Below are 20,399 nucleotides of genomic sequence, written 5' to 3' on the forward strand. Positions count from 1 at the left end.
GGTTGACAAGTACTCACAGGGGGGTCAGCGCATGGTGTGGAGGCTGCGAGCGGTCGGCGACTTCTCCACCGACTCGGGGTCGGGCGCGGTGCCGAGTAGACGGTCCGCCGTTCCGGTGGTGGTCACCGTGAACCAGTAGTGCTCGTTCTTGTAGTGATGGTGCCGGTGACTGCGCCAGATCGCCCGATAGAACCGGGATTTCGGCTTGTAATCGCTGTGGATCAGATAGTGCGTCCACTCGTACACCACGCCCAGAGCGCTCAGCGTGACGAGGAACGTCAGCCCCAGGCCGAGGCGCGGGAAAGCCAGCACGGACAGACCGGCGAGAACCGGAATGAGCCACGTCAGGGTCTGCCAGGGGATGAAGACCAAGGGCACGTCCCGGGGATCGACGTGGTGCTCGCGATGCTTACGGGCAAGCAGCGAGTCGACGGTCAGACCCAGGATTCTGCGGGGCTTCCAGTGCAGGATGCAGACGTGAATGACCCATTCGGCGAACGGGAACAGCGCCAGCATCACCACCGGCAGGACGGCATCGCTCAGGTGCCAGTCGCCCACCCCCAGTCGGGCCGCGACGGCGACCGCCAGCATGCCGCCGACCATCCACGGGGACGGGTGGCGCCGGAATTGATCGGCGGCCTCACGCAGGGTGAGTGACCGACGTCGGCGGCGGTCTACCGAAGAGTGTGACGTCATGAGTGCTGCTCCTGTTGTTGGAGTTGGTCGATGGCGGTGGTCACCGCAGCAGTCCCGAGGTCGAGAAGAGTGGCGGCGACACCGGTGGCGATGTCCTCGTCGTGCGCGGCGACAGCTTCGGCGAGAGCGCGATAAAGGTCGGATCTCCCGACCTCGGCAACCATGACGCCGGCCATGGCCGTCATGGTCGGCTCATAGGCGTTGCGCAGGCTGTTGAAGATGAGCCGGAAGGCGATCGAATCGGCCGCGTCGACCACCCTCTCCCAGAATGTGAGGGCGTGCACCTGTTGCGAGACCGGATCGCTCGCGGCCGCCAGGGTCTCGGCCGCGTTCTGCACTGCGGCCGCCGCGTCGGGTGTCGCCCTGCTCGCGGCGAGTCGGGCCACCTGCGTGCCAATCATCCGGCGTGCCTCGAGGACGCTCCGCACGACCGGCCATTCGGGTTGTCCGTTCCGGATCAGCAGCTGCGACAGCAGTTCGGGCCCACCGTGCTGCCGAAAGTCGCGCACCGACGTCGCATCGCCCTGACGAACTTCGACGAGGCCGGCCTGCGCGAGCTTCTGGATCGCTTCGCGCACGGCCGGCCGGGACACGCCGAACGCCTCGGCGAGTCGCCGCTCGCTGGGCAGCGATTCGCCTGCGGCAAGGTCCCCGCCCAACACGCGTGCGGTGATCTGGTCGAAAACCTCGGTGGATGCGGACTTCCGCGCGATCGGCTCGAACATCATGCAGTCACGGTAGAGCGGACATAGGTAAGAGGTCAAGTGGTAAGACCAATATCGGCCGAATGACGAGAGCCTGGTGACGCTGGGGTATGCGACTACGAGAAGGCCTGCCGGACGAACGGCGTGGTGTCGGGAAGGGACGCCGGCATGGTCTGCAGATGCCCGGTCGGGTAGGTGCGGTAGACGAAACTCTGCCCGTTGGCGGCAAGGTCGGCGGTCAACTTCCAGCTGAACGCTGCGGGGACGATGTCGTCGAGCAGTCCCTGGCCGATGAAGAGTGGCCGGTCGTATCCACGGACGGGAACTCCAAGGGTGCCCCGAATCGCGTCGAGGATGGCAGGGTCGTCGAGGTTTCGGGACATCAGTTGTCCGATGGTGACGCCCTGGAGCTGCGGCGCTGCGTCTTGGTAACAGAGTTCCTCGAGGCGGTCGAGCGCGGAGATGCCGAGGGGGCTGAGGTAACTGTCGATGTCGAGGTCGGGGCGAGATGCCCGTAGTCCGGCCAGGGCATACGCGACGAACACGGTGCTCCCGGTGAGGGGAAGCGGTGGGAAATTCGGACCCACCAGAGGTGCCAGCTGTTCGAGATTCGACGGCGCCCCGGTTGCGACCGTGCCGCGGAAATCGAGTTCGGGCGCATATCTGGTCGCCATCGATGCGGCGACCAGCGCTGCGTGTCCGCCCTGAGACTGTCCGAGCGCCAGCCAGCGGTTCGACAGTGACGGCGTCACGCTGCGAGCGGCGCGCACCATGTCGATCATGCTGTGCGCCTCGGTCGGACCGTCCAGATAGGGATGAACACCGGGTGTGCCGAGGCCCACGTAGTCGGTGGCCACCACGGCATATCCCTCGCGCAGCCAATGCTCGACGTATTGCCCGCCGAAGTTCCCGGTGGCGGTGGGAGCGCACGCGTCGGCCAACCCGACCGTTCCGTGCGCCCACGACACCACGGGCCACCCGCCAGGGGGCGGTCCGCCAGGTGGCAGAAATATCGCGCCGGTACTGAGCGCGGGCCGGTTCAACGGCCCAGTGGTCCAGTAGGTCAAGAATGAACCCGTGGTGGCACCCGGCGGCCACATCTGCTGCGGCACCGACGAGGACGCGACTACGTCACCCGGTGCGCCGACGGGTTGCGACGGGCTCGGAGCCGGACCGGCGAAAAGGGAGAAGGCCAGTACCGTCGCGACAACAATTGCGGCGCGGCGGCCGACTGTCGACCTCATCGTCACCCCCTGGCCTGACCGGGTAGCCACTCGGTCTCGGATGTGAGTGTGCCCACCCAGCTTTCGATTCGAGTGTGCCCACTCAGTGTGCCCGTTCAGGGATGCTGCGCGGGGTCTTTCAGCCGTGCACGGATGCCGTCGACGAACAGCGAGAGTCCGAAGTCGAATCGGACCGCGGGATCACCGTCGAGGAGGTCGTCGTCGTAGGCGCCGATCTCCGATGCCGGGGCGTCGGGGGAGAGCGCAGCGCGGGTGAGGGCGCCGACGGATTCCATCTGTGCGCGCGACTGCTCGTCGACCGTGTGTCCGAGGACGTAGTAGAGGAGCGAGTACGACGCCAACTCGGCGTGCTCGCGGGAAAGTCCGGATCGCAGGCCGACGGCGGCGAACGTTTCCCGCACGCGGGAGTTGGTCATCCGCGAGGCGTAGGTCGCGGAGACGAGCTCGGCACCGTCGCGGTGCGACAGCAGGGCACCACGCAGGCGATGGGCCAGCTCGATGAACTCCTCGTTCCAGCCGGTAGCCGTGGTGGGCGCGTCGACGTCTTCGAGGATCTTGTCGGCGAGAGCGCCGAGGAGGGTCTGCTTGTTGGGAAAGTGCCAGTACAGGGCGCCGGGTTGGACGCCGAGGGCGGTCGCGAGCCTCCGCATCGTGAGGTCGGCGAGGCCGAACTCGTCGAGGATGGCCAGTGCGCCGTCGAGTACGTCGCCGCGTCGCAATTGCACTGCTGTTCTCCTCAGGTATTCGGGCCTTGCTTTGACAGTATTCCATCACGGATCTAACCTGAACGCCGTTCAACTTGTACGGTGTTCAATTCTTACTCATGTCGATCCACGACGCGTGATCGGCCCGCTCTTCAGGAGATACGTGTGACGTCGGCCCCGGTACAGACAGACATTCTCGCCCTGGCGCGTGACCAGGTTCTCGAACGCGGGGAAGGGCTCACGCAGAGCCAGGTACTCGAGGTCCTGCAACTGCCGGACGAGCGGCTCGAGGAGTTGCTCGCGCTGGCGCACGACGTGCGGATGACATGGTGCGGTCCCGAGGTCGAGGTGGAGGGAATCATCAGCCTCAAGACCGGCGGCTGCCCCGAGGACTGCCACTTCTGCTCGCAGTCGGGCCTGTTCCAGTCGCCGGTGCGAGCCGCCTGGCTCGACATCCCCTCGCTCGTGGAGGCTGCCAAGCAGACCGCCAAGTCCGGCGCCACCGAGTTCTGCATCGTCGCTGCGGTCCGCGGACCCGACGAACGGCTGCTCGCCCAGGTAGCGGCCGGTATCGAGGCCATCCGCAACGAGGTCGACATCCAGATCGCCTGCTCGCTCGGCATGCTCACCCAGGAGCAGGTCGACCAGCTGGCCGCCATGGGTGTGCACCGGTACAACCACAATCTCGAGACGGCGAAGTCGCACTTCCCGAATGTGGTGACCACCCACTCGTGGGAGGAGCGGTGGAACACGCTGCGGATGGTTCGTGAGGCGGGCATGGAGGTGTGCTGCGGCGGCATCCTCGGGATGGGCGAGAGCCTCGAGCAGCGCGCGGAGTTCGCCGCGAATCTGGCCGAACTCGAACCCGACGAGGTTCCGCTGAACTTCCTCAACCCCCGTCCGGGCACGCCGTTCGGCGACCTCGAGGTGCTGCCCGCGAGCGAGGCGCTCAAGTCGGTGGCCGCCTTCCGGCTCGCGCTGCCACGCACCATCCTCCGCTTCGCCGGTGGTCGTGAAATCACCCTCGGCGACCTCGGCGCAAAACAGGGCATCCTCGGCGGAATCAACGCCGTCATCGTCGGCAACTACCTGACGACGCTGGGACGGCCCGCGGAACAGGACCTCGACCTGCTCGTCGACCTGCAGATGCCGATCAAGGCACTGAACGACACCTTGTGATGGCCGGCACCGACGTTTCACCGGGCAGTGTCGCTGACGAGCGCGCTGCAGAGGAGCGGTACAACCCGTATACGGGCCGCCGAGTCGTTCCCGGAGTCGAGGACAGTGTCCCGACCGCGGCGCAGCTCGGGCTCGAACCGCCGCGCTTCTGCGAGTCGTGCGGTCGGCGCATGGTCGTACAGATCAGTCCCGACGGCTGGTGGGCAAAATGCTCACGCCACGGTGTGTTCGACTCGATCGGGCTCGCCCGGCGGTAGCGTCGTCGGTGTGACCAACTTCCCGCGCATCAGGCTTCGATCTGCCGCCGGAGTCGTCTGCGGAACGGTCGTGGCAAGTGCACTCGTGGGGGCGATATGGGGAGTGCTCGCGCCGGCAGAACACCTGTTGGTCGTTGCGCCCGACCGCGGCGTCACGCTGACGGGTGAGAGTGTGCACCGGTTCGATGCGATCGGCATGTTCGCGTGCGCGGGGCTGGTCGTGGGCATCCTCGCCGCGGTTGCGGCGTGGACGGCGCGGCGGAGTCGTGGTCCGGTAGCTGTGGCGGCTGTCCTCGCCGGCAACATCGTCGGAGCGGGTGTCATGGCACTCGCCGGACTCGGCGTCGCTGCACTGCGGTTTCCCGGCGACGACGTGTCGACGCCCGGAACGATCGTCGCGACGGCACCGGGGATCGGGACGCTGCTCGTGCTGGTGTTCCAGCCGCTGGCTGCCTGCGTCGTGACGTTGGTACTCGCCGCGCTCAACCCATTCGACGACCTCGGAATCAGCGATTCCCCGGTCGAGCTCGACGAATGGGACGAGCGCGACGCGACACTTACTTCATGACCGAGGTTCGCATCCGGACGTCCCCGAGGAGACGCCCACTGGCGAGAGCGCCGATGCGGCGAGTCGCGAACCGGGTGCTGACGGACGACACCCAGTTCATCAGCCCGGATACGACGCTCGGTGGTGTGCTGCGCCGATCCAGCGCGCGCAGTGCTGTCGTCACCACCTGATCCGCGGTCTGCATGCGGCCGACGGCGGCGTCCTCCGAACCGACGACGTCGAAGAATTCGGTGCGGGTAGGGCCCGGGCAGACGGCGAGCACGGTGAGGCCCGTGCCTCGCGCCTCTGCCCACAATGCCTCCGTGAAACTCAGTACGAACGCTTTGGTCGCCCCGTACACGGCCATGCCGGGAGTCGGCTGGAACGCGGCGGTGCTCGCCACGTTCACGAGAGCTCCGCGTCCCCGCAGCAGGTCGGGCAGGAACGTGTGCGACAGCTCGACGAGGGTGGTGACGTTGAGCTGTATCTCGGCGGTGAGGCGCTCGAGTTCGGCGGACGCGAAGTCTCCGTGCGTCCCGAATCCCGCGTTGTTGATCAGTGAATCGATGCGGATGTCGCGGGCAGTCAATTCGGTGCGCAGCCGCTCACCGGCGCCGGGAGTGGCGAGGTCGAACGGGATCACGGTGACCGACACGTGATGCGCGGTGCGGAGTTCGGTGGCGAGTTGTTCGAGCCGATCGACGCGGCGGGCGACGAGGACGAGATCTGCACCCCGCTCGGCGAACCGGCGGGCAAATTCGGCACCGAGGCCCGCGCTCGCGCCGGTGATGAGGACGGTGGTTCCGGATACGTCGAAGGACATGTCAGCTCCTAGCGGTGGGGTGACCTCGAATGTAGTCAGTGTCATCTATGTAGTCAATGACAACATTTGGTTAGACTTGCGGCATGTCCGTCGCCGAACAGCCCTATCACCACGGGAGTCTTCGCCAGGTGCTGCTCGCGCGCGCCGAGAGCACGCTCGAGCAGGACGGCGTCGACGGCATCTCCCTCCGCCGGCTCGCCCGTGAGGCCGGCGTCAGCCACGCCGCACCCAGCAAACACTTCCGGGACCGTCAGGCCCTGCTCGACGCACTCGCAGAGTCCGGATTCGTGCGGCTCACCGCCGCTCTCGAACGCGCCGTCGAGGAGGCCGAACCTCACGCCCGGGCCCGCTTCGGCGCGCTCGCCGGTGCCTACGTGAGCTTTGCCCTTGCCCACCGCGAGTTGCTGGCGCTGATGTACGGCAACAAGCACGCGCCCGGGGCCGCTCCTCAGGTGGTGGCGGCCGGTCACGCCGCGATGGACCTCACGGTCCGGATCGTCACCGAAGCCCAGGCCGCCGGCGACATCGGGGGCGGGGACGGGTCCCGCATCGCCCTCGTCGGGTTCTCGACATTCCACGGAATCGCCACCCTCGCTGCCGGGGGGATGCTCGACGGCGCGCCGGTGGACGAGGTCGTCACCGCCGCATCGGACACGTTCTGGCGGGGGCTCGGACCGAGGACCGAGGCCGACTCGCGGTGACGTCGTAGGTCCCTGATCGCAAGCGGGTCAGGCCGGTGGTCGAAGCGCCGCGAATTCGTCGGTGACCCGCAGGGTGGAGTCGGTGAACCGGTAGAGCGCGGCGGGGCGTCCCCCGGTGCGGCCCGACGGCGCGGTGTTACCGGTGGGCGTCAGGACCCCGCGCCGCCCGAGGACGCGTTGCAGATTGGTGGCGTCCACCTGGTAACCGAGTGCTGCACAGTAGATTTCGCGCAGCGTCGACATGGAGAATTCGCCGGGCGCCAGCCCGAACGCGATGTTGGTGTAGGAGAGCTTGGCGGCCAGGCGTGTACGCGCATGCTGCACGACGGTGCCGTGGTCGAACGCCATCTCGGGCAATTCCGAGACCGGATGCCACGCAGTGTCCGGAGGGAGGGTCGGATCGGCGGGGAGGGAACGAGCCCGAGGAAGGTCGAGGCGATGGTGCGCGGCCCGGGGACGCGATGTGGATCGCTGAACACCGACAGCTGTTCGAGGTGTGACACCTCCCGCACGTCCACCTTCTCCGCGAGTTGCCGCCGGGCGGAGGTGGTGAGGTCTTCGTCTTCACCCAGCAGGCCGCCCGGAAGCGACCAGGCGCCCGCCTGAGGGTCGAGGGCGCGTTGCCACAACAACACGGCGAGTTCGCCGGCGCCGGTCGCGTGACGCGCATCACCGGGGTGACCTGCGCATATGCGATCGGCGAAGTGGCGAACCTGGAACACCGCGGTGAGCACTTCGTGCCTGGTGTTACTATGGGGCATGTTTTCGATCCTAAGTCGAAAACCTCGATTTAGGAATTCGGGCCAGCCCGCCCGAGTCCACGGTGAAGGAGCAGCCATGACGACCAACACGTTGTGGGCGGGAACGCACCCGCAGATTCAGGACGGTCCCGGCGGTTACGGGGGTGTCGAGGCGAGCGAGGAGTGGGCTGCCGAAATCAAACGGCTGGCGCGTGAGCGGGGGGCAACCCTGCTGGCGCACAACTACCAGTTACCCGCCATCCAGGACGTCGCCGACCACGTGGGTGACTCCCTCGCGCTCTCGCGCATCGCGGCGGAGGCGCCCGAGGACACGATCGTGTTCTGCGGTGTGCACTTCATGGCCGAGACGGCGAAGATACTCAGCCCGGCCAAGACCGTGCTGATCCCCGACGAGCGCGCGGGGTGCTCGCTTGCGGACTCGATCAACGCCGATCAGTTGCGGGAATGGAAGGCCGAATTTCCGGACGCAGTGGTCGTCTCGTACGTCAACACCACCGCCGAGGTGAAGGGACTGACGGACATCTGCTGCACGTCGTCCAACGCCGTCGACGTGGTGGCGTCGATCGACCCGGACCGTGAGGTGCTCTTCCTCCCCGACCAGTTCCTCGGCGCACACGTCAAGCGCGTCACCGGGCGCAAGAACATGCAGATCTGGGCGGGTGAATGCCACGTCCACGCCGGCATCAACGGCGACGAACTCACCGCCCAGGCGAAGGCGCACCCCGGCGCCGAGCTGTTCGTCCACCCGGAGTGCGGCTGCGCCACCTCGGCTCTGTACCTGGCGGGAGAAGGGTTCGTCCCCGAGGACAAGGTGAAGATCCTGTCGACGGGTGGCATGCTCGACGCCGCACGAGCGACCGGCGCCAAGCAGGTTCTCGTCGCGACCGAGGTCGGGATGCTGCACCAGCTGCGCAAGGCGGCGCCGGACGTCGACTTCCAGGCTGTCAACGACCGCGCTTCCTGCCCGTACATGAAGATGATCACCCCCGCGGCGCTCCTCCGGTGCCTGCTCGAAGGCAAGGACGAGGTTCACGTCGATCTCGAGACTGCCGAGCGTGCCCGTAAGTCGGTGCAGCGCATGATCGAGATCGGAAACCCTGGCGGCGGCGAGTGAGCAGCCCGGCCCGGGGGATCTCCTGGGAGGAGCACGCCGACCTGGTCGTGGTGGGTGGTGGGGTGGCCGGACTGACGGCCGCTCGTACCGCCTCCCTGCGAGGGCTGAGGGTCCTCACCGTCAGCAAGGGCGGTCCCACGGACACGGCGACCCAGTATGCGCAGGGCGGGATCGCGGTGGTGGGTGATGCGCTCACCGACTCGGTGGCCTCACACGTGGCGGACACCTGCGAGGCCGGAGTCGGCCTCTGCGACGAAGACGCCGTGCGGTCGATCGTGGCCGGTGGTCGCGATGCGGTCGCCGCCCTCACCGACCTGGGGGCGGTGTTCGATCGTGGACGCGACGGCGTCGTCTCCCGCACCCGTGAGGGTGGGCACAGCACCCGCAGGATCATCCATGCCGGCGGCGATGCCACGGGGGCCGAGGTGCAACGGGCGCTGGGCGCCGCAGGTCTGCCCGTACTCTTCGGCGCGTCCGCGGTGCGCGTCGTCACCGACGCACGCGGGGTCACGGGTCTGCTCGTCGATGCACCGAATGGCCTCGGCGTGATCCACACGCCCGCCATCGTCCTGGCAACGGGCGGACTCGGTCAGCTGTACGCGTGCAGCACCAACCCACCCGGCGCGACCGCGGACGGCATCGCGCTGGCGTTGGATGCGGGCGCAGCGGTGGCTGACCTCGAATTCGTGCAGTTCCACCCGACCGTCCTGTTCACCCCGGGCGGAGTCGGGCGGCGTCCGCTCATCAGTGAGGCCGTTCGAGGGGAGGGGCACGGCTCGTCGACGCGAACGGCGATTCGGTGACCGAGGGCGTCCATGCCCGCGGTGATCTCGCTCCCCGAGACGTCGTCTCCCGGGCAATCGCCTCCCGGCTGCGGGCACTGGGGCACGACCACGTCTACCTCGACGCCCGGCAGCTACCGGGGTTCGCCGAGCGTTTCCCAACGGTGACGGCGTCTTGCCTGCAAGCCGGGATCGATCCCCGCGAGCACCTGATTCCGGTGGCACCGGCCGCGCATTACTCGTGCGGCGGTGTGGTCACCGACGTCTCCGGACGTACCGAGGTGCCGGGCCTCTACGCCGCCGGTGAAGTGGCGCGCACCGGGCTGCACGGAGCCAACAGGTTGGCGTCGAACAGTCTGCTCGAGGGTCTCGTGGTCGGTGAACGTGTCGGTGTCGCGGCGGCCGAGCGTGCCGGTCTGCGCGTGGAGGTGACGGACACGGTCCGGCCGGGACTGTCGTACGCGTCTCGCGAACTGGTGCAGCAGGTGATGACCGCGCACGCCTCTGTGGTTCGCGACGGAGCGGGCCTCGCGTCGGCGGCGGTTGCGCTCGCCGACGCACCCCGAAGTATTCCCCACGGCCCGACCGAACTCGAGGATGCCGCGCTCACCACCACGGCGTCTGCCCTGGTGCTCGCTGCAGGTGCGCGAACCGAGAGCCGGGGCTGCCACACCCGCAGCGACTATCCGGAGTCCAGCGAACAGTGGCGGCGGAGCACGCACATCCGCTCCCGGGACGGCGAACTCGAACTGCTCGAACCCCAACTGACAGGAGTGCTGTGATGTCCGGCCATGTCCTTCCAGACGGTCTCGACGCGGACGAAGTGCGGGCACTCGTGCGACTCGCGCTCGACGAGGACCTGCGGTACGGCCCGGACGTGACGTCGACGTCGACGGTCCCGGCGGACGCGGTGGCCAAGGCGTCGGTCGTGTCCCGCGCGCACGGCACCGTGGCTGGTCTCGATGTGGGCCTTCTGGTGCTCGACGAGGTGATCGGTGAGGGCAGCTACCAGGTGCTCGAGCGCGTTGCCGACGGCACCCGTGTGAGCCCCGGGCAACCGGTTCTGAGGGTGTCCGCCCCTACGCGAGCGCTGCTCACTGCCGAGCGGACCATGCTGAATCTGGTGTGCCACCTCTCGGGGATCGCCACCGCGACGGCGGCGTGGGTGGACGCGGTCGACGGAACCGGGACGCGGATCAGGGACAGCCGCAAGACGCTGCCCGGGTTGCGTTCGCTGCAGAAGTACGCGGTCCGCGTCGGTGGTGGCGTCAATCACCGGATGGGGCTCGGGGACGCGGCGCTGATCAAGGACAACCACGTCGCCGCAGCAGGCTCGGTGGTGGCGGCGCTGCGGGCGGTGCGTGCGGCGGCCCCGGACATCGAGTGTGAGGTCGAGGTCGACAGCCTCGAGCAGCTCGACGAGGTACTGGCCGAAAACGTCGAACTCGTCCTCCTCGACAACTTCCCGCTGTGGCAGACGCAGATCGCCGTGCAGCGCCGCGACGCGGAGGCGCCCGACACCAAGCTGGAGTCCTCCGGAGGTCTCACGCTCGACGTAGCGGCGGACTACGCCGGCACGGGCGTCGACTATCTCGCGGTCGGGGCTCTCACCCACTCCGTCACGGTGCTGGATCTCGGGCTCGACATGTAACGCCTCGTGAGTACTTGTTCACCGCGGGCGGTGAAGAAGTACTCACGGGTCAGGGCGGGTCGATGCAGCTGGTGGGCAGATCCACCAGTGAACAGAATCCCGGTTTCCGTGCCGGGACGTAGCTGTCCGGCAGCCCTGCCACGATGATGTCGCGGTAGGTTGCGACCGCATCTGTGGGGCGGCGGGTGAGGGTCGGATCGGTAAGCGCGTCGACGGTGTAGAGACCGAACCGGGGCCGGTACGTTCCCCACTCGTAATTGTCGGTGATCGACCAGTAGTTGTAGCCGATGACCGGTGCTCCGTCCTGCCGGGCCCGTTCCATCCAATAGATGTGGTCGCGGAGGTGATCCGAACGGGTGTACCCGTCCGGTCGAGGTTGGCCGTTGTCGGTCGGCATACCGTTCTCCACGACGTACAACGGCAGTCCGGGGAACTTGCGGGTGTAGCGCATCAGCGCGGAGTAGATGCCGTCCGGTTGCGGATCGATGCGGTAGAAGTCGTCGGTGATCGCGTTGACGGCGGTGACGTTGTCGAGAGCGAGTCCGTAGTAGTAGTCGACCCCGAGGAAGTCGAGCTTCTCGCGAACCCGGTCCACGAACATCGCATCCACGGCGTCGGTGGCGGCCGGGATGTAGGAGAGATTGCTGCTGACGCGGGCGTCCGGGTCGTACTCGTGAATCAGGTCGTAGGCGCGGCGGTGCACCTCGACCAGGCGGTCGAGCATCTGGGGACCCTGAGCGGCGGTGACGCCGCCGAATGTCAGTTCCTTCTGCAGATACACGGTCGGTTCGTTGATGGTGATCCAGAGAGCGCCCGACCCGGAGTAGCGGGGTACGACCCTGCGGGCGTACTCGAGCCAGTGGTCGACCGTCGCCTGATTCGCCCACCCACCCTTGTCTGCGACCCAGCCCGGATACACCCAGTGGTCGAGGGTGATCATCGGTGTCATCCCTCGGCCGGTGATCTCCCGGACGACGTCGTCGTAGTACCGGAGTTCGGTGTCGTCCCAGGAGCCGGGCGACGGCTGTACCCGCGCCCATTCGATGCCGAAGCGGAACACGTCGACACCGAGATCTGCCGCGCGGGCGATGTCCTCGCGGTAGCGGTGACGGAAGTCGACCGAGTCGCCGATTGCATCGTCGGTCCTGCCCGACGCCGCGTAGCGCGCCCAGTTGCTGTCGGGCGACGAACCCTCCGATTGGAAGCCGGAAGTGGCGACGCCCCAGAGGAACTCGTCCGGTAGCGGTTCGGCGCCCGATGTGGCCGGGCACGTCACGAAGCACAGGAGAAGCGCGGCGGCGCCCAGGAGAGTCGACGGAGTCCGCATTGGCCGAAGAGTAACCGAAATGCTGTGTCGAGTCCGTCGATTTGGGGGATACTCGTCAGTAGGACTACCCGCCAGTAGGAGGCGCGTCATGGTCGACACATCAGCTCCGAAAGTCACCGAGGAAGAAGCACGAGCTGTAGCGGAGGAAGCGAGGGAATCCGGTTGGGACAAACCCTCATTCGCAAAGGAACTGTTTCTGGGACGGTTCCGGCTGGATCTGGTTCACCCGTTTCCCCGGCCCGCGGCCGAGGACGCTGCCAAAGCCGACGAATTCCTGACTCGTCTCCGCGCCCACTGCGAGGAGATGGACGGCAGTGTCATCGAATCCCAGTCGCGAATCCCCGACGAGTACGTTCGCGGCCTCGCCGACCTGGGATGTTTCGGGCTGAAGATCTCCGAGGAGTACGGCGGACTCGGGCTTTCCCAGGTCGCCTACAACCGGGCGTTGATGCTGGTCGCGTCGGTGCACCCCAGCCTCGGCGCACTCCTGTCGGCGCACCAGTCGATCGGGGTACCGGAGCCGCTCAAGCTCGCCGGCACACCCGAGCAGAAAGCCGAGTTCCTGCCGCGGTGTGCCCGAGGTGCCATCTCCGCGTTTCTCCTCACCGAACCGGATGTCGGTTCCGACCCGGCCAGGCTGGCGTCGTCGGCGACTCCCATCGAAGGCGGGGCGGCCTACGAACTGGACGGCGTGAAGCTGTGGACGACCAACGGCGTCGTCGCGGAACTGCTCGTCGTCATGGCACGGGTTCCGAAGAGTGAGGGTCACCGCGGCGGGATCTCGGCGTTCGTCGTCGAGGCCGACACCCCGGGCATCACCGTGGAACGGCGCAATGCCTTCATGGGGCTACGCGGGATCGAGAACGGCGTGACCCGCATGTACAAGGTTCGCGTTCCCAAAGAAAATCTCATCGGGCGGGAAGGCGACGGACTCAAGATCGCGCTCACCACACTGAACGCCGGCCGGCTCGCGATACCCGCAATGTGCGCCGGCGCCGGCAAATGGTCGCTGAAGATCGCCAGGGAATGGTCCGGTGTCCGGGTGCAGTGGGGCAAGCCGGTCGGTGAGCACGCGGCCGTCGCCAACAAGTTGTCATTCATGGCCGCCACCACCTACGCCCTCGAAGCCGTGGTGGACCTGTCGGCACAGATGAACGACGAGGGCCGCAACGACATCCGGATCGAGGCGGCGCTCGCCAAGCTGTGGTCGTCCGAGATGGCCTGCGTTCTCTCCGACGAGCTCATTCAGGTGCGCGGCGGTCGGGGATACGAGACTGCGGCGTCACTGGCGGCCCGAGGAGAACGGGCAGTTCCCGCTGAGCAACTCGACCGAGATCTGCGCATCAACAGGATCTTCGAGGGCTCGAGCGAAATCATGCGTCTGCTCGTCGCCCGCGAGGCCGTCGACGCCCATCTCACGGCGGCAGGCGATCTCGCCGACCCTCACGCCGACACCGGCGCGAAGGCCCGGGCGGCCGCCAAGGCGAGTGGCTTCTACGCGAAGTGGTTGCCTCAGCTCGTCGCCGGCAAGGGACAAATGCCGATGGCATACGGCGACTTCGGCATTCTGGCCAAGCATCTGCGCTTCGTCGAGCGGCATTCCCGCAAACTGGCCCGCTCCACGTTCTACGGCATGGCCCGCTGGCAGGCGGCGCTCGAGAAGCAGCAGGGATTCCTCGGCCGGGTGGTGGACATCGGCGCAGAACTGTTCGCGATGTCCGCCAGCTGTGTCAAAGCGGAGATGCAGCGCGAGGAGAACGAGGCCGAGGGAGCCGCGGCCTACGAACTCGCCGACGTGTTCTGCCGGCAGGCCGCACTCCGTGTGGAGAAACTGTTCGACGGGTTGTGGCACAACACCGACGATGTCGATCGGCAGGTCGCGCATTCCCTTCTCGAAGGACGGTATGCGTGGCTCGAACGAGGAGTGGTCGACCCCAGCGAGGGCACCGGTCCGTGGATCACCGAATGGACGCCCGGCGCGTCCACCGAAGAGAATCTCGCCAGGAGGTTCGTCGAATCCACTCGTCTCTGACGGCAGCATGCCACGACACTGACCCCCGAGCTGCCACGACTCCGACCCAGGGGGTGCCACGACCTCGCGTAACGGGTGGAACTGAGGTCGACTCTTGCCGTCTTCACGGTCGGCCTTGTCGTGCGACCCACGGTCGGCAATGTCTTCCGCCTATGGACGAAACTGCCGTCGAACTGGGCCATTGAGGTCCGTCCGGGGGTGGTTTAACGTGGAGGTGCGGGCCGTATCCCGTCGGGTCGAGACTGGGCATTCCGGGATACGACTCGCCGGGGGGCACAGATGACGAAGTCGCGCAGCAGGCCCGCCGATTCGAAGTTCGGCGTGAGCCGGCCCGAGAATTTCTCTGCGCGCGATCTCCATCGACCGGACGAGCGGGATCTGCCGGCTCGGCACGCCACGGCAGCCACCGACCGGTGAAAACGCGGTACGCCTATCCTGGATAATCGGTGCAGAGCTCTGTTCTCCGTAGGACAGCCAGCTCGTCAGTGACCTGCCGGCTCATCCGTGACCTGCGTGTCAGTGACACCGTGTCCCGCCAGTCGCAGAGAGGACCTCTCATGCTCGCCCGCACCGACCTTCGTGGTCGTACCCCTTCCACGGCCGAACTTCGTGCCGCACTTCCTCGAGGTGGAGTGGATGTGGACGCGGTGCTGCATCAGGTTCGCCCCGTGGTCGACGCCGTGCGCGAACGTGGCGCCGCTGCCGCCCTCGACTTCAGTGAGCAGTTCGACGGCGTCCGGCCTGCGCAGATACGTGTCCCGCAGGCAGAACTCGACCGTGCGCTCGCTGAACTCGATCCCGCAGTCCGGGCCGCTCTCGAAGTCGCGATCGAACGCACCCGCAAGGTGCACGCCGACCAGCGCCGCAAGGACACCACTACCCAGGTAGTCCCCGGCGGCACCGTCACCGAGCGGTGGGTGCCCGTCGACCGGGTAGGCCTCTACGTGCCCGGCGGCAACGCCGTCTACCCGTCCAGTGTCGTCATGAACGTCGTGCCGGCGCAGGCCGCCGGTGTGCGGTCTCTCGTGGTGGCCTCCCCGCCCCAGGCGGAGTTCGGCGGACTCCCGCACCCGACCATCCTCGCGGCGGCGGCGTTGCTGGGCGTCGACGAGGTCTGGGCCGTCGGCGGCGGGCAGGCTGTCGCCCTGCTCACCTACGGCGGCACCGACACGGACGGCGCCGAACTCGCCCCCGTCGACCTGATCACCGGTCCCGGCAACATCTACGTCACGGCGGCCAAGCGCCTGTGCCGTGGCCTCGTCGGCATCGACGCCGAGGCCGGACCCACCGAGATCGCGATCCTCGCCGACCACACGGCAGACGCGGTGCACGTCGCGGCAGACATGATCAGCCAGGCCGAGCACGACGTGATGGCGGCGAGCGTGCTCGTCACCACCAGCATCGAGCTCGCCGACGCCGTCGACACGGCGCTGGCCGCGCAACTGGAGATCACCAAGCACAAGGAGCGCGTCACTGCCGCGCTGTCCGGCACGCAGTCGGGCACCGTCCTGGTCTCCGATGTCGAGGCGGGACTGCGGGTGGTCAACGCCTACGCCGCCGAGCACCTCGAGATCCAGACCGAGAACGCCACTGCCGTCGCCGCGAAGGTGACCAGTGCGGGTGCGGTGTTCGTCGGGCCGTGGGCGCCGGTCAGCCTCGGCGACTACTGCGCCGGATCTAACCATGTCCTGCCCACCGCGGGCTGCGCCCGGCACTCCTCGGGTCTGAGCGTGCAAACGTTCCTGCGGGGCATCCACGTGGTCGACTACTCGGAATCCGCGCTGAAGGAGGTCTCCGGCCACGTCATCACCCTCTCCAACGCCGAGGACCTCCCCGCACACGGTGAGGCTGTCCGGCTGCGTTTCGAGGCCTTGCGGTGACCGCGGCGAACGTGCCGGGTTCGTCCATCGGCGTGGACGCGCTGCCGATCCGGGAGAGTCTGCGCGGCAAGTCGGCGTACGGCGCACCGCAGCTCACCGTGCCGGTGCAGCTGAACACCAACGAGAACCCGCACCCGCCCACGCAGGCGCTCGTCGACGACGTCGCGGAATCCGTGCGGGAGGCGGCGCGGGAACTGCACCGCTACCCGGACCGCGACGCGGTGGCGCTGCGCACCGATCTCGCCGCCTACCTCGCCGGCCAGACGAGTGTGCCGGTCACTGTCGACAACGTCTGGGCGGCCAACGGCTCGAACGAGATCCTGCAGCAGCTGCTGCAGGCGTTCGGAGGTCCCGGGCGTAGCGCGATGGGATTCGTACCGTCGTACTCGATGCACCCCATCATCGCGGACGGAACGCAGACGGACTGGTTGCCGATCTTCCGCCGCGCCGATTTCGCCCTCGACGTCGACGCTGCGGTGGAGGCGATTCGGGCACGCCGTCCCGACGTCGTGTTCGTCACCAGCCCCAACAATCCGACGGGGCACAGCGTCGGCATCGCGGAACTGCGCCGGGTCCTCGACGCCGCGCCGGGCGTCGTGATCGTCGACGAGGCGTACGCCGAATTCTCCGACGCCCCCAGCGCCCTGACGTTGATCGACGAGTATCCGTCGAAGATCGTCGTGTCGCGGACGATGAGCAAGGCGTTCGCGTTCGCCGGCGGCCGGCTCGGATACCTTGCCGCCGCACCGGCATTCATCGAGGCGCTGCTTCTGGTCCGGTTGCCGTATCACCTGTCGGTGGTCACGCAGGCCGCCGCCCGCGCGGCGCTGCGGCACGCGAACGAGACACTCGGCAGCGTGCACGCGCTCGCCACGGAACGGGTGCGTGTGTCGAAGGCATTGGAGGACACGGGGTTCCGTGTCATTCCCAGCGACGCCAACTTCATCCTGTTCGGTGAGTTCACCGACAGCGCCCACGCCTGGCAGGCCTACCTCGACCGCGGAGTCCTCATCCGGGACGTCGGGATCCCCGGATACCTACGTGCCACCGTCGGATTGGCCTCCGAGAACGACGCCTTCATCGTGGCGAGCGACGCGATCGCCGCCACCGAACTCACGACCTCAGGAGACCGAGGATGACCGACCGCATCGCCAAGGTGGAGCGCACCACCAAGGAATCCAGCATCACCGTCGAACTGAACCTCGACGGAACCGGTATCGTCGACATCTCGACGGGTGTCCCGTTCTTCGATCACATGCTGACCGCGCTCGGCTCTCATGCCAGCTTCGACCTCAGTGTTCAGGCGCAAGGTGACGTCGAGATCGAGGCGCACCACACGGTGGAAGACACGTCGATCGTGCTCGGCCAGGCCTTGGGTCAGGCGCTCGGCGACAAGAAGGGCATCCGGCGGTTCGGTGACGCGTTCATTCCCATGGACGAGACGCTCGCCCACGCGTCGGTCGACGTGTCGGGGCGGCCGTACTGCGTCCACACCGGCGAACCGGAACACCTGCTGCATGCTGTCATCGGCGGTTATCCCGGAGTTCCCTACGCGACTGTGATCAATCGGCACGTGTTCGAGTCGATCGCACTCAACGCCCGGATCGCACTGCACGTGCGGGTGCTCTACGGCCGCGACCAGCATCACATCACCGAGGCCGAGTTCAAGGCCGTGGCCCGCGCCCTGCGGGAGGCCGTCGAACCCGATCCCCGGGTGTCCGGGGTGCCGTCGACCAAGGGCAGCCTGTGATCGGATCGCCTTCGTGAGCGTCGTCCTGGTGTACGTGCTGTTCATCGCCGCCGGAATAGCGGCGGGCGGCGCGTACTCGATGTGGAAGTTCAACAAGCTGGCCTCGGGTGTGCTGCTGGCACTGGCTGTGCTGGCGGCAGTGGCGGGCGTCGTCAGGCTGCTGTAGTGCCTGTCGCCTCCGTGACCGGACCCCGGTTGCTACGCACTCCTGGTCTGCTCGCCGCGCTGGTGATGGGTGCGGCGGCGTTCGGTGGGTGGGCGGTACTGCTCCCTGTGGTGCCGCTGATCGTGTCTCTGTCGGGAGGTTCGGATACCCTCGCCGGTGGTGTGACTGCCGTTTTCATGGCCGCCACGGTGCTGACGCAATTCGGCGTGCCCCGGCTCTTACGCAGGTGGGGCTACCGATGGGTGCTTGCGGCCGGATGCCTCCTCCTGGGGCCGCCGTCCTTACTGTTCCTGCTGTCCACCGAGGCGATTCCGGTTCTCGCCGTGTCCGCGGTGCGGGGTGCGGGTTTCGGAATGCTTACGGTGGCGGGCAGCGCTCTCGTCGCCGAACTGGTTCCGCGGGAGATGCTCGGCCGGGCCACAGGCGCGCAGGGGATCGCGGTGGCTGCCGCGCAGATGGTGGGCCTGCCCGCGGGGCTGGCAATCATGCAGCACTGGTCCGCCACGCCGGTTTTCGTACTCGGTGCGCTGATTCCCTTGCTGGCGGTGGGCGCCGTCACTCGGCTGCCGCACCTGCATCCACGCCCGGCCGGTACCGCACGAGGGCGTCTTCCGCTGTCGGTCCGGCTCGTGCCGTGGCTGTCCATTGCCACGGTGGCTGCAGCGTTCGGCGGTGTGTCGAGTCTCCTGCCGATCGCCATTGCCGAGCGGGCGTCCCTCGCCGGCGGGGTCCTCGCGGTGGTCAGCGGCGCCGCAGTGTGCGGACGTTACGCGGCGGGGTCGTTCTCCGACCGGGTCGGAGTTGGCCGGGCGTTGATGCCCGCGCTTGCGTTCACCTGCGGCGGTCTGGCGCTGTTCGCGGTCGCGGCACGGAACGGGGACTGGATCGTCCTGGTCTGTGCGGCAGTGATGTTCGGGTTCGGATTCGGCGCCGTTCAGAACGAATCGCTGGTCATGATCTTCACCGCGGCCGGGCCCGCCCGATTCGGTGCCGCGAGCGCCGGATGGAACATCGGATTCGACGCCGGCACAGGATTCGGGTCCCTCACCCTGGGGGCCGTCGCTTCGGTGGCGGGGTATTCGTGGGTCTTTGCGGTGGCGGCGATGGCGGTGGCCGTCGTCCCGGCGACGGGAATGCTGGTCGGCCGCGCCCTAGGGGGCCGGACACGGCCGGATAGAATCGATTCATGACCGTCCCCACCATTGCAGTCCTCGATTACGGCTCCGGCAATCTGCATTCGGCCACCCGCGCGCTGGCTCGCACCGGTGCACAGGTCGAGGTGACGGCAGACCACAAGTTGGCTCTCGCGGCGGACGGCCTGGTGGTTCCCGGGGTTGGCGCTTTCGCCGCCTGCATGGACGGGCTTCGCGCGGTGCGCGGTGAGCGACTCATCGGCCAGCGCCTCGCCGGTGGCAGGCCGGTTCTCGGCATTTGCGTGGGCATGCAGATCATGTTCGAACGCGGAGTCGAATTCGGTGTGGAGGCGGAGGGCTGCGGTGAATGGCCGGGCACGGTCGAACGCCTTCAGGCCGCTGTCCTGCCGCACATGGGATGGAACACGGTCGAGGCGCCCGACGACAGCACCTTGTTCAAGGGAATCGATCCCGACACCCGGTTCTACTTCGTGCACTCCTACGCGGTGCAGAAGTGGGAGATGCCCACGCCGGAGCGGCTGGCACCGCCCGCACTGACGTGGGCGGATCACGGTGGGAAGTTCCTCGCGGCCGTCGAGAACGGTGCATTGTCCGCCACCCAGTTCCACCCGGAGAAATCCGGTGACGCGGGAGCGGAGTTGCTCCGGAACTGGGTGCGCAGCTTGTGACGCCATCACCCGGTGAGGGGAGCGGTGACCTGTCGATCGGCCGGCTCGCCGTGTGCGCACTGGGTGCGGCCACCGTGGTGCTGGTGCTCGCCACCACCGTCATTCTCGTCGTGAAGCCGGGGCCGGTCCTGGGCCTGGTCGTCGGACTTCTGGGAGTCGCGGGGGCGATCGCGTCCATGGGGTACGTGTCGAAGCGCATGACCCGCAACGCCTACGGTGACGATCCGCAGGACCCCGAGCCGGGTTCCGGGCGCTGAGC

Annotated in this window: 20 protein-coding genes and 2 pseudogenes; 15 read left to right on the forward strand and 7 right to left on the reverse strand. The window is 67.6% G+C overall.

Annotated features, from left to right (window positions below; all coding sequences use genetic code 11):
- Positions 1–24: 24 nt before the first annotated feature.
- From CBI38_RS12750 to CBI38_RS12765, 4 genes are all read right to left on the reverse strand, one after another.
- A complete protein-coding gene (locus CBI38_RS12750; protein WP_109329339.1) occupies positions 25–696 on the reverse strand; it encodes a sterol desaturase family protein in 672 nt (223 codons plus the stop codon).
- Entirely contained in the window at positions 693–1,424 is a 732-nt protein-coding gene (locus CBI38_RS12755) for a FadR/GntR family transcriptional regulator (protein ID WP_109329341.1), read from the reverse strand. Before CBI38_RS12755 ends, CBI38_RS12750 begins: the two co-directional genes overlap by 4 nt.
- Before the next feature lie 92 nt (positions 1,425–1,516).
- Positions 1,517–2,644 (reverse strand): lipase family protein, encoded by a 1,128-nt coding sequence (locus CBI38_RS12760; RefSeq protein WP_109329343.1) that lies wholly within the window; start codon positions 2,642–2,644, stop codon positions 1,517–1,519.
- A gap of 95 nt (positions 2,645–2,739) precedes the next feature.
- Entirely contained in the window at positions 2,740–3,369 is a 630-nt protein-coding gene (locus CBI38_RS12765; protein WP_109329344.1) for a TetR/AcrR family transcriptional regulator C-terminal domain-containing protein, read from the reverse strand.
- Positions 3,370–3,513: 144 nt separating this feature from the next.
- Between CBI38_RS12765 and bioB the strand changes: the two genes are divergently transcribed.
- The 3 genes from bioB to CBI38_RS12780 all read left to right on the forward strand — a co-directional run bounded on the left by bioB (position 3,514) and on the right by CBI38_RS12780 (position 5,352).
- Positions 3,514–4,527: a biotin synthase BioB gene (gene bioB, locus CBI38_RS12770; RefSeq protein ID WP_109329346.1), complete on the forward strand. Its 1,014-nt coding sequence runs from the start codon at positions 3,514–3,516 to the stop codon at positions 4,525–4,527.
- Positions 4,527–4,784 carry a biotin synthase auxiliary protein BsaP gene (bsaP, locus tag CBI38_RS12775; RefSeq protein ID WP_109329348.1) on the forward strand — a complete coding sequence of 86 codons (258 nt, stop codon included), beginning with the start codon at positions 4,527–4,529 and terminating at the stop codon, positions 4,782–4,784. Before bioB ends, bsaP begins: the two co-directional genes overlap by 1 nt.
- A gap of 70 nt (positions 4,785–4,854) precedes the next feature.
- Entirely contained in the window at positions 4,855–5,352 is a 498-nt protein-coding gene (locus CBI38_RS12780; RefSeq protein ID WP_230990163.1) for a DUF2567 domain-containing protein, read from the forward strand.
- Here the strand turns inward: CBI38_RS12780 and CBI38_RS12785 are convergent.
- Positions 5,342–6,154: an SDR family NAD(P)-dependent oxidoreductase gene (locus CBI38_RS12785; protein WP_109329352.1), complete on the reverse strand. Its 813-nt coding sequence runs from the start codon at positions 6,152–6,154 to the stop codon at positions 5,342–5,344. The genes CBI38_RS12780 and CBI38_RS12785 overlap by 11 nt on opposite strands.
- Before the next feature lie 83 nt (positions 6,155–6,237).
- Here CBI38_RS12785 and CBI38_RS12790 point away from each other — a divergent pair, with 83 nt between their 5' ends.
- Positions 6,238–6,855 carry a TetR/AcrR family transcriptional regulator gene (locus tag CBI38_RS12790; protein ID WP_109329354.1) on the forward strand — a complete coding sequence of 206 codons (618 nt, stop codon included), beginning with the start codon at positions 6,238–6,240 and terminating at the stop codon, positions 6,853–6,855.
- 27 nt (positions 6,856–6,882) lie between these two features.
- Here the strand turns inward: CBI38_RS12790 and CBI38_RS12795 are convergent.
- Positions 6,883–7,616: pseudogene (locus CBI38_RS12795) on the reverse strand (NUDIX hydrolase).
- A gap of 76 nt (positions 7,617–7,692) precedes the next feature.
- Between CBI38_RS12795 and nadA the strand changes: the two are divergent.
- From nadA to nadC, 3 genes and pseudogenes are all read left to right on the forward strand, one after another.
- Entirely contained in the window at positions 7,693–8,730 is a 1,038-nt protein-coding gene (gene nadA, locus CBI38_RS12800; protein ID WP_109329356.1) for a quinolinate synthase NadA, read from the forward strand.
- Positions 8,727–10,294, forward strand: a pseudogene (locus CBI38_RS12805) (L-aspartate oxidase). Before nadA ends, CBI38_RS12805 begins: the two are co-directional and overlap by 4 nt.
- The gene (gene nadC, locus CBI38_RS12810; RefSeq protein ID WP_109329358.1) at positions 10,294–11,163 is read left to right on the forward strand and encodes a carboxylating nicotinate-nucleotide diphosphorylase; all 870 of its coding nucleotides are present in this window, start codon (positions 10,294–10,296) and stop codon (positions 11,161–11,163) included. Before CBI38_RS12805 ends, nadC begins: the two are co-directional and overlap by 1 nt.
- A 49-nt stretch (positions 11,164–11,212) precedes the next feature.
- Here the strand turns inward: nadC and CBI38_RS12815 are convergent, their stop codons facing one another.
- Complete coding sequence (locus tag CBI38_RS12815; protein WP_109329360.1) at positions 11,213–12,490, reverse strand: glycoside hydrolase family 1 protein; 1,278 nt, start codon at positions 12,488–12,490, stop codon at positions 11,213–11,215.
- An 88-nt stretch (positions 12,491–12,578) separates the two neighbouring features.
- On the opposite strand from CBI38_RS12815, the gene CBI38_RS12820 reads away from it, so the two are divergent.
- From CBI38_RS12820 to CBI38_RS12850, 8 genes are all read left to right on the forward strand, one after another.
- Positions 12,579–14,522: an acyl-CoA dehydrogenase family protein gene (locus tag CBI38_RS12820; protein ID WP_109329362.1), complete on the forward strand. Its 1,944-nt coding sequence runs from the start codon at positions 12,579–12,581 to the stop codon at positions 14,520–14,522.
- Positions 14,523–15,079: 557 nt separating this feature from the next.
- Complete coding sequence (gene hisD / locus CBI38_RS12825) at positions 15,080–16,402, forward strand: histidinol dehydrogenase (protein ID WP_109329364.1); 1,323 nt, start codon at positions 15,080–15,082, stop codon at positions 16,400–16,402.
- Positions 16,399–17,541, forward strand: a complete 1,143-nt coding sequence (locus tag CBI38_RS12830; protein WP_109329366.1) for a histidinol-phosphate transaminase — start codon at positions 16,399–16,401, stop codon at positions 17,539–17,541. The genes hisD and CBI38_RS12830 overlap by 4 nt, the downstream gene beginning before the upstream one ends.
- Positions 17,538–18,152 carry an imidazoleglycerol-phosphate dehydratase HisB gene (gene hisB, locus CBI38_RS12835; protein WP_109329368.1) on the forward strand — a complete coding sequence of 205 codons (615 nt, stop codon included), beginning with the start codon at positions 17,538–17,540 and terminating at the stop codon, positions 18,150–18,152. The genes CBI38_RS12830 and hisB overlap by 4 nt, the downstream gene beginning before the upstream one ends.
- A gap of 13 nt (positions 18,153–18,165) precedes the next feature.
- Entirely contained in the window at positions 18,166–18,318 is a 153-nt protein-coding gene (locus CBI38_RS38400) for a hypothetical protein (protein WP_201453564.1), read from the forward strand.
- Between the two features lie 65 nt (positions 18,319–18,383).
- Positions 18,384–19,508 carry an MFS transporter gene (locus CBI38_RS12840; RefSeq protein WP_109335047.1) on the forward strand — a complete coding sequence of 375 codons (1,125 nt, stop codon included), beginning with the start codon at positions 18,384–18,386 and terminating at the stop codon, positions 19,506–19,508.
- Positions 19,505–20,140 (forward strand): imidazole glycerol phosphate synthase subunit HisH, encoded by a 636-nt coding sequence (gene hisH, locus CBI38_RS12845; RefSeq protein WP_109329370.1) that lies wholly within the window; start codon positions 19,505–19,507, stop codon positions 20,138–20,140. Before CBI38_RS12840 ends, hisH begins: the two co-directional genes overlap by 4 nt.
- On the forward strand, positions 20,137–20,397 hold the full coding sequence (locus CBI38_RS12850) for a hypothetical protein (protein WP_109329372.1): 261 nt from the start codon (positions 20,137–20,139) through the stop codon (positions 20,395–20,397). Before hisH ends, CBI38_RS12850 begins: the two co-directional genes overlap by 4 nt.
- Positions 20,398–20,399: the final 2 nt, after the last annotated feature.

The organism is Rhodococcus oxybenzonivorans, assembly GCF_003130705.1.
Classification (GTDB): Bacteria; Actinomycetota; Actinomycetes; order Mycobacteriales; family Mycobacteriaceae; genus Rhodococcus_F; species Rhodococcus_F oxybenzonivorans.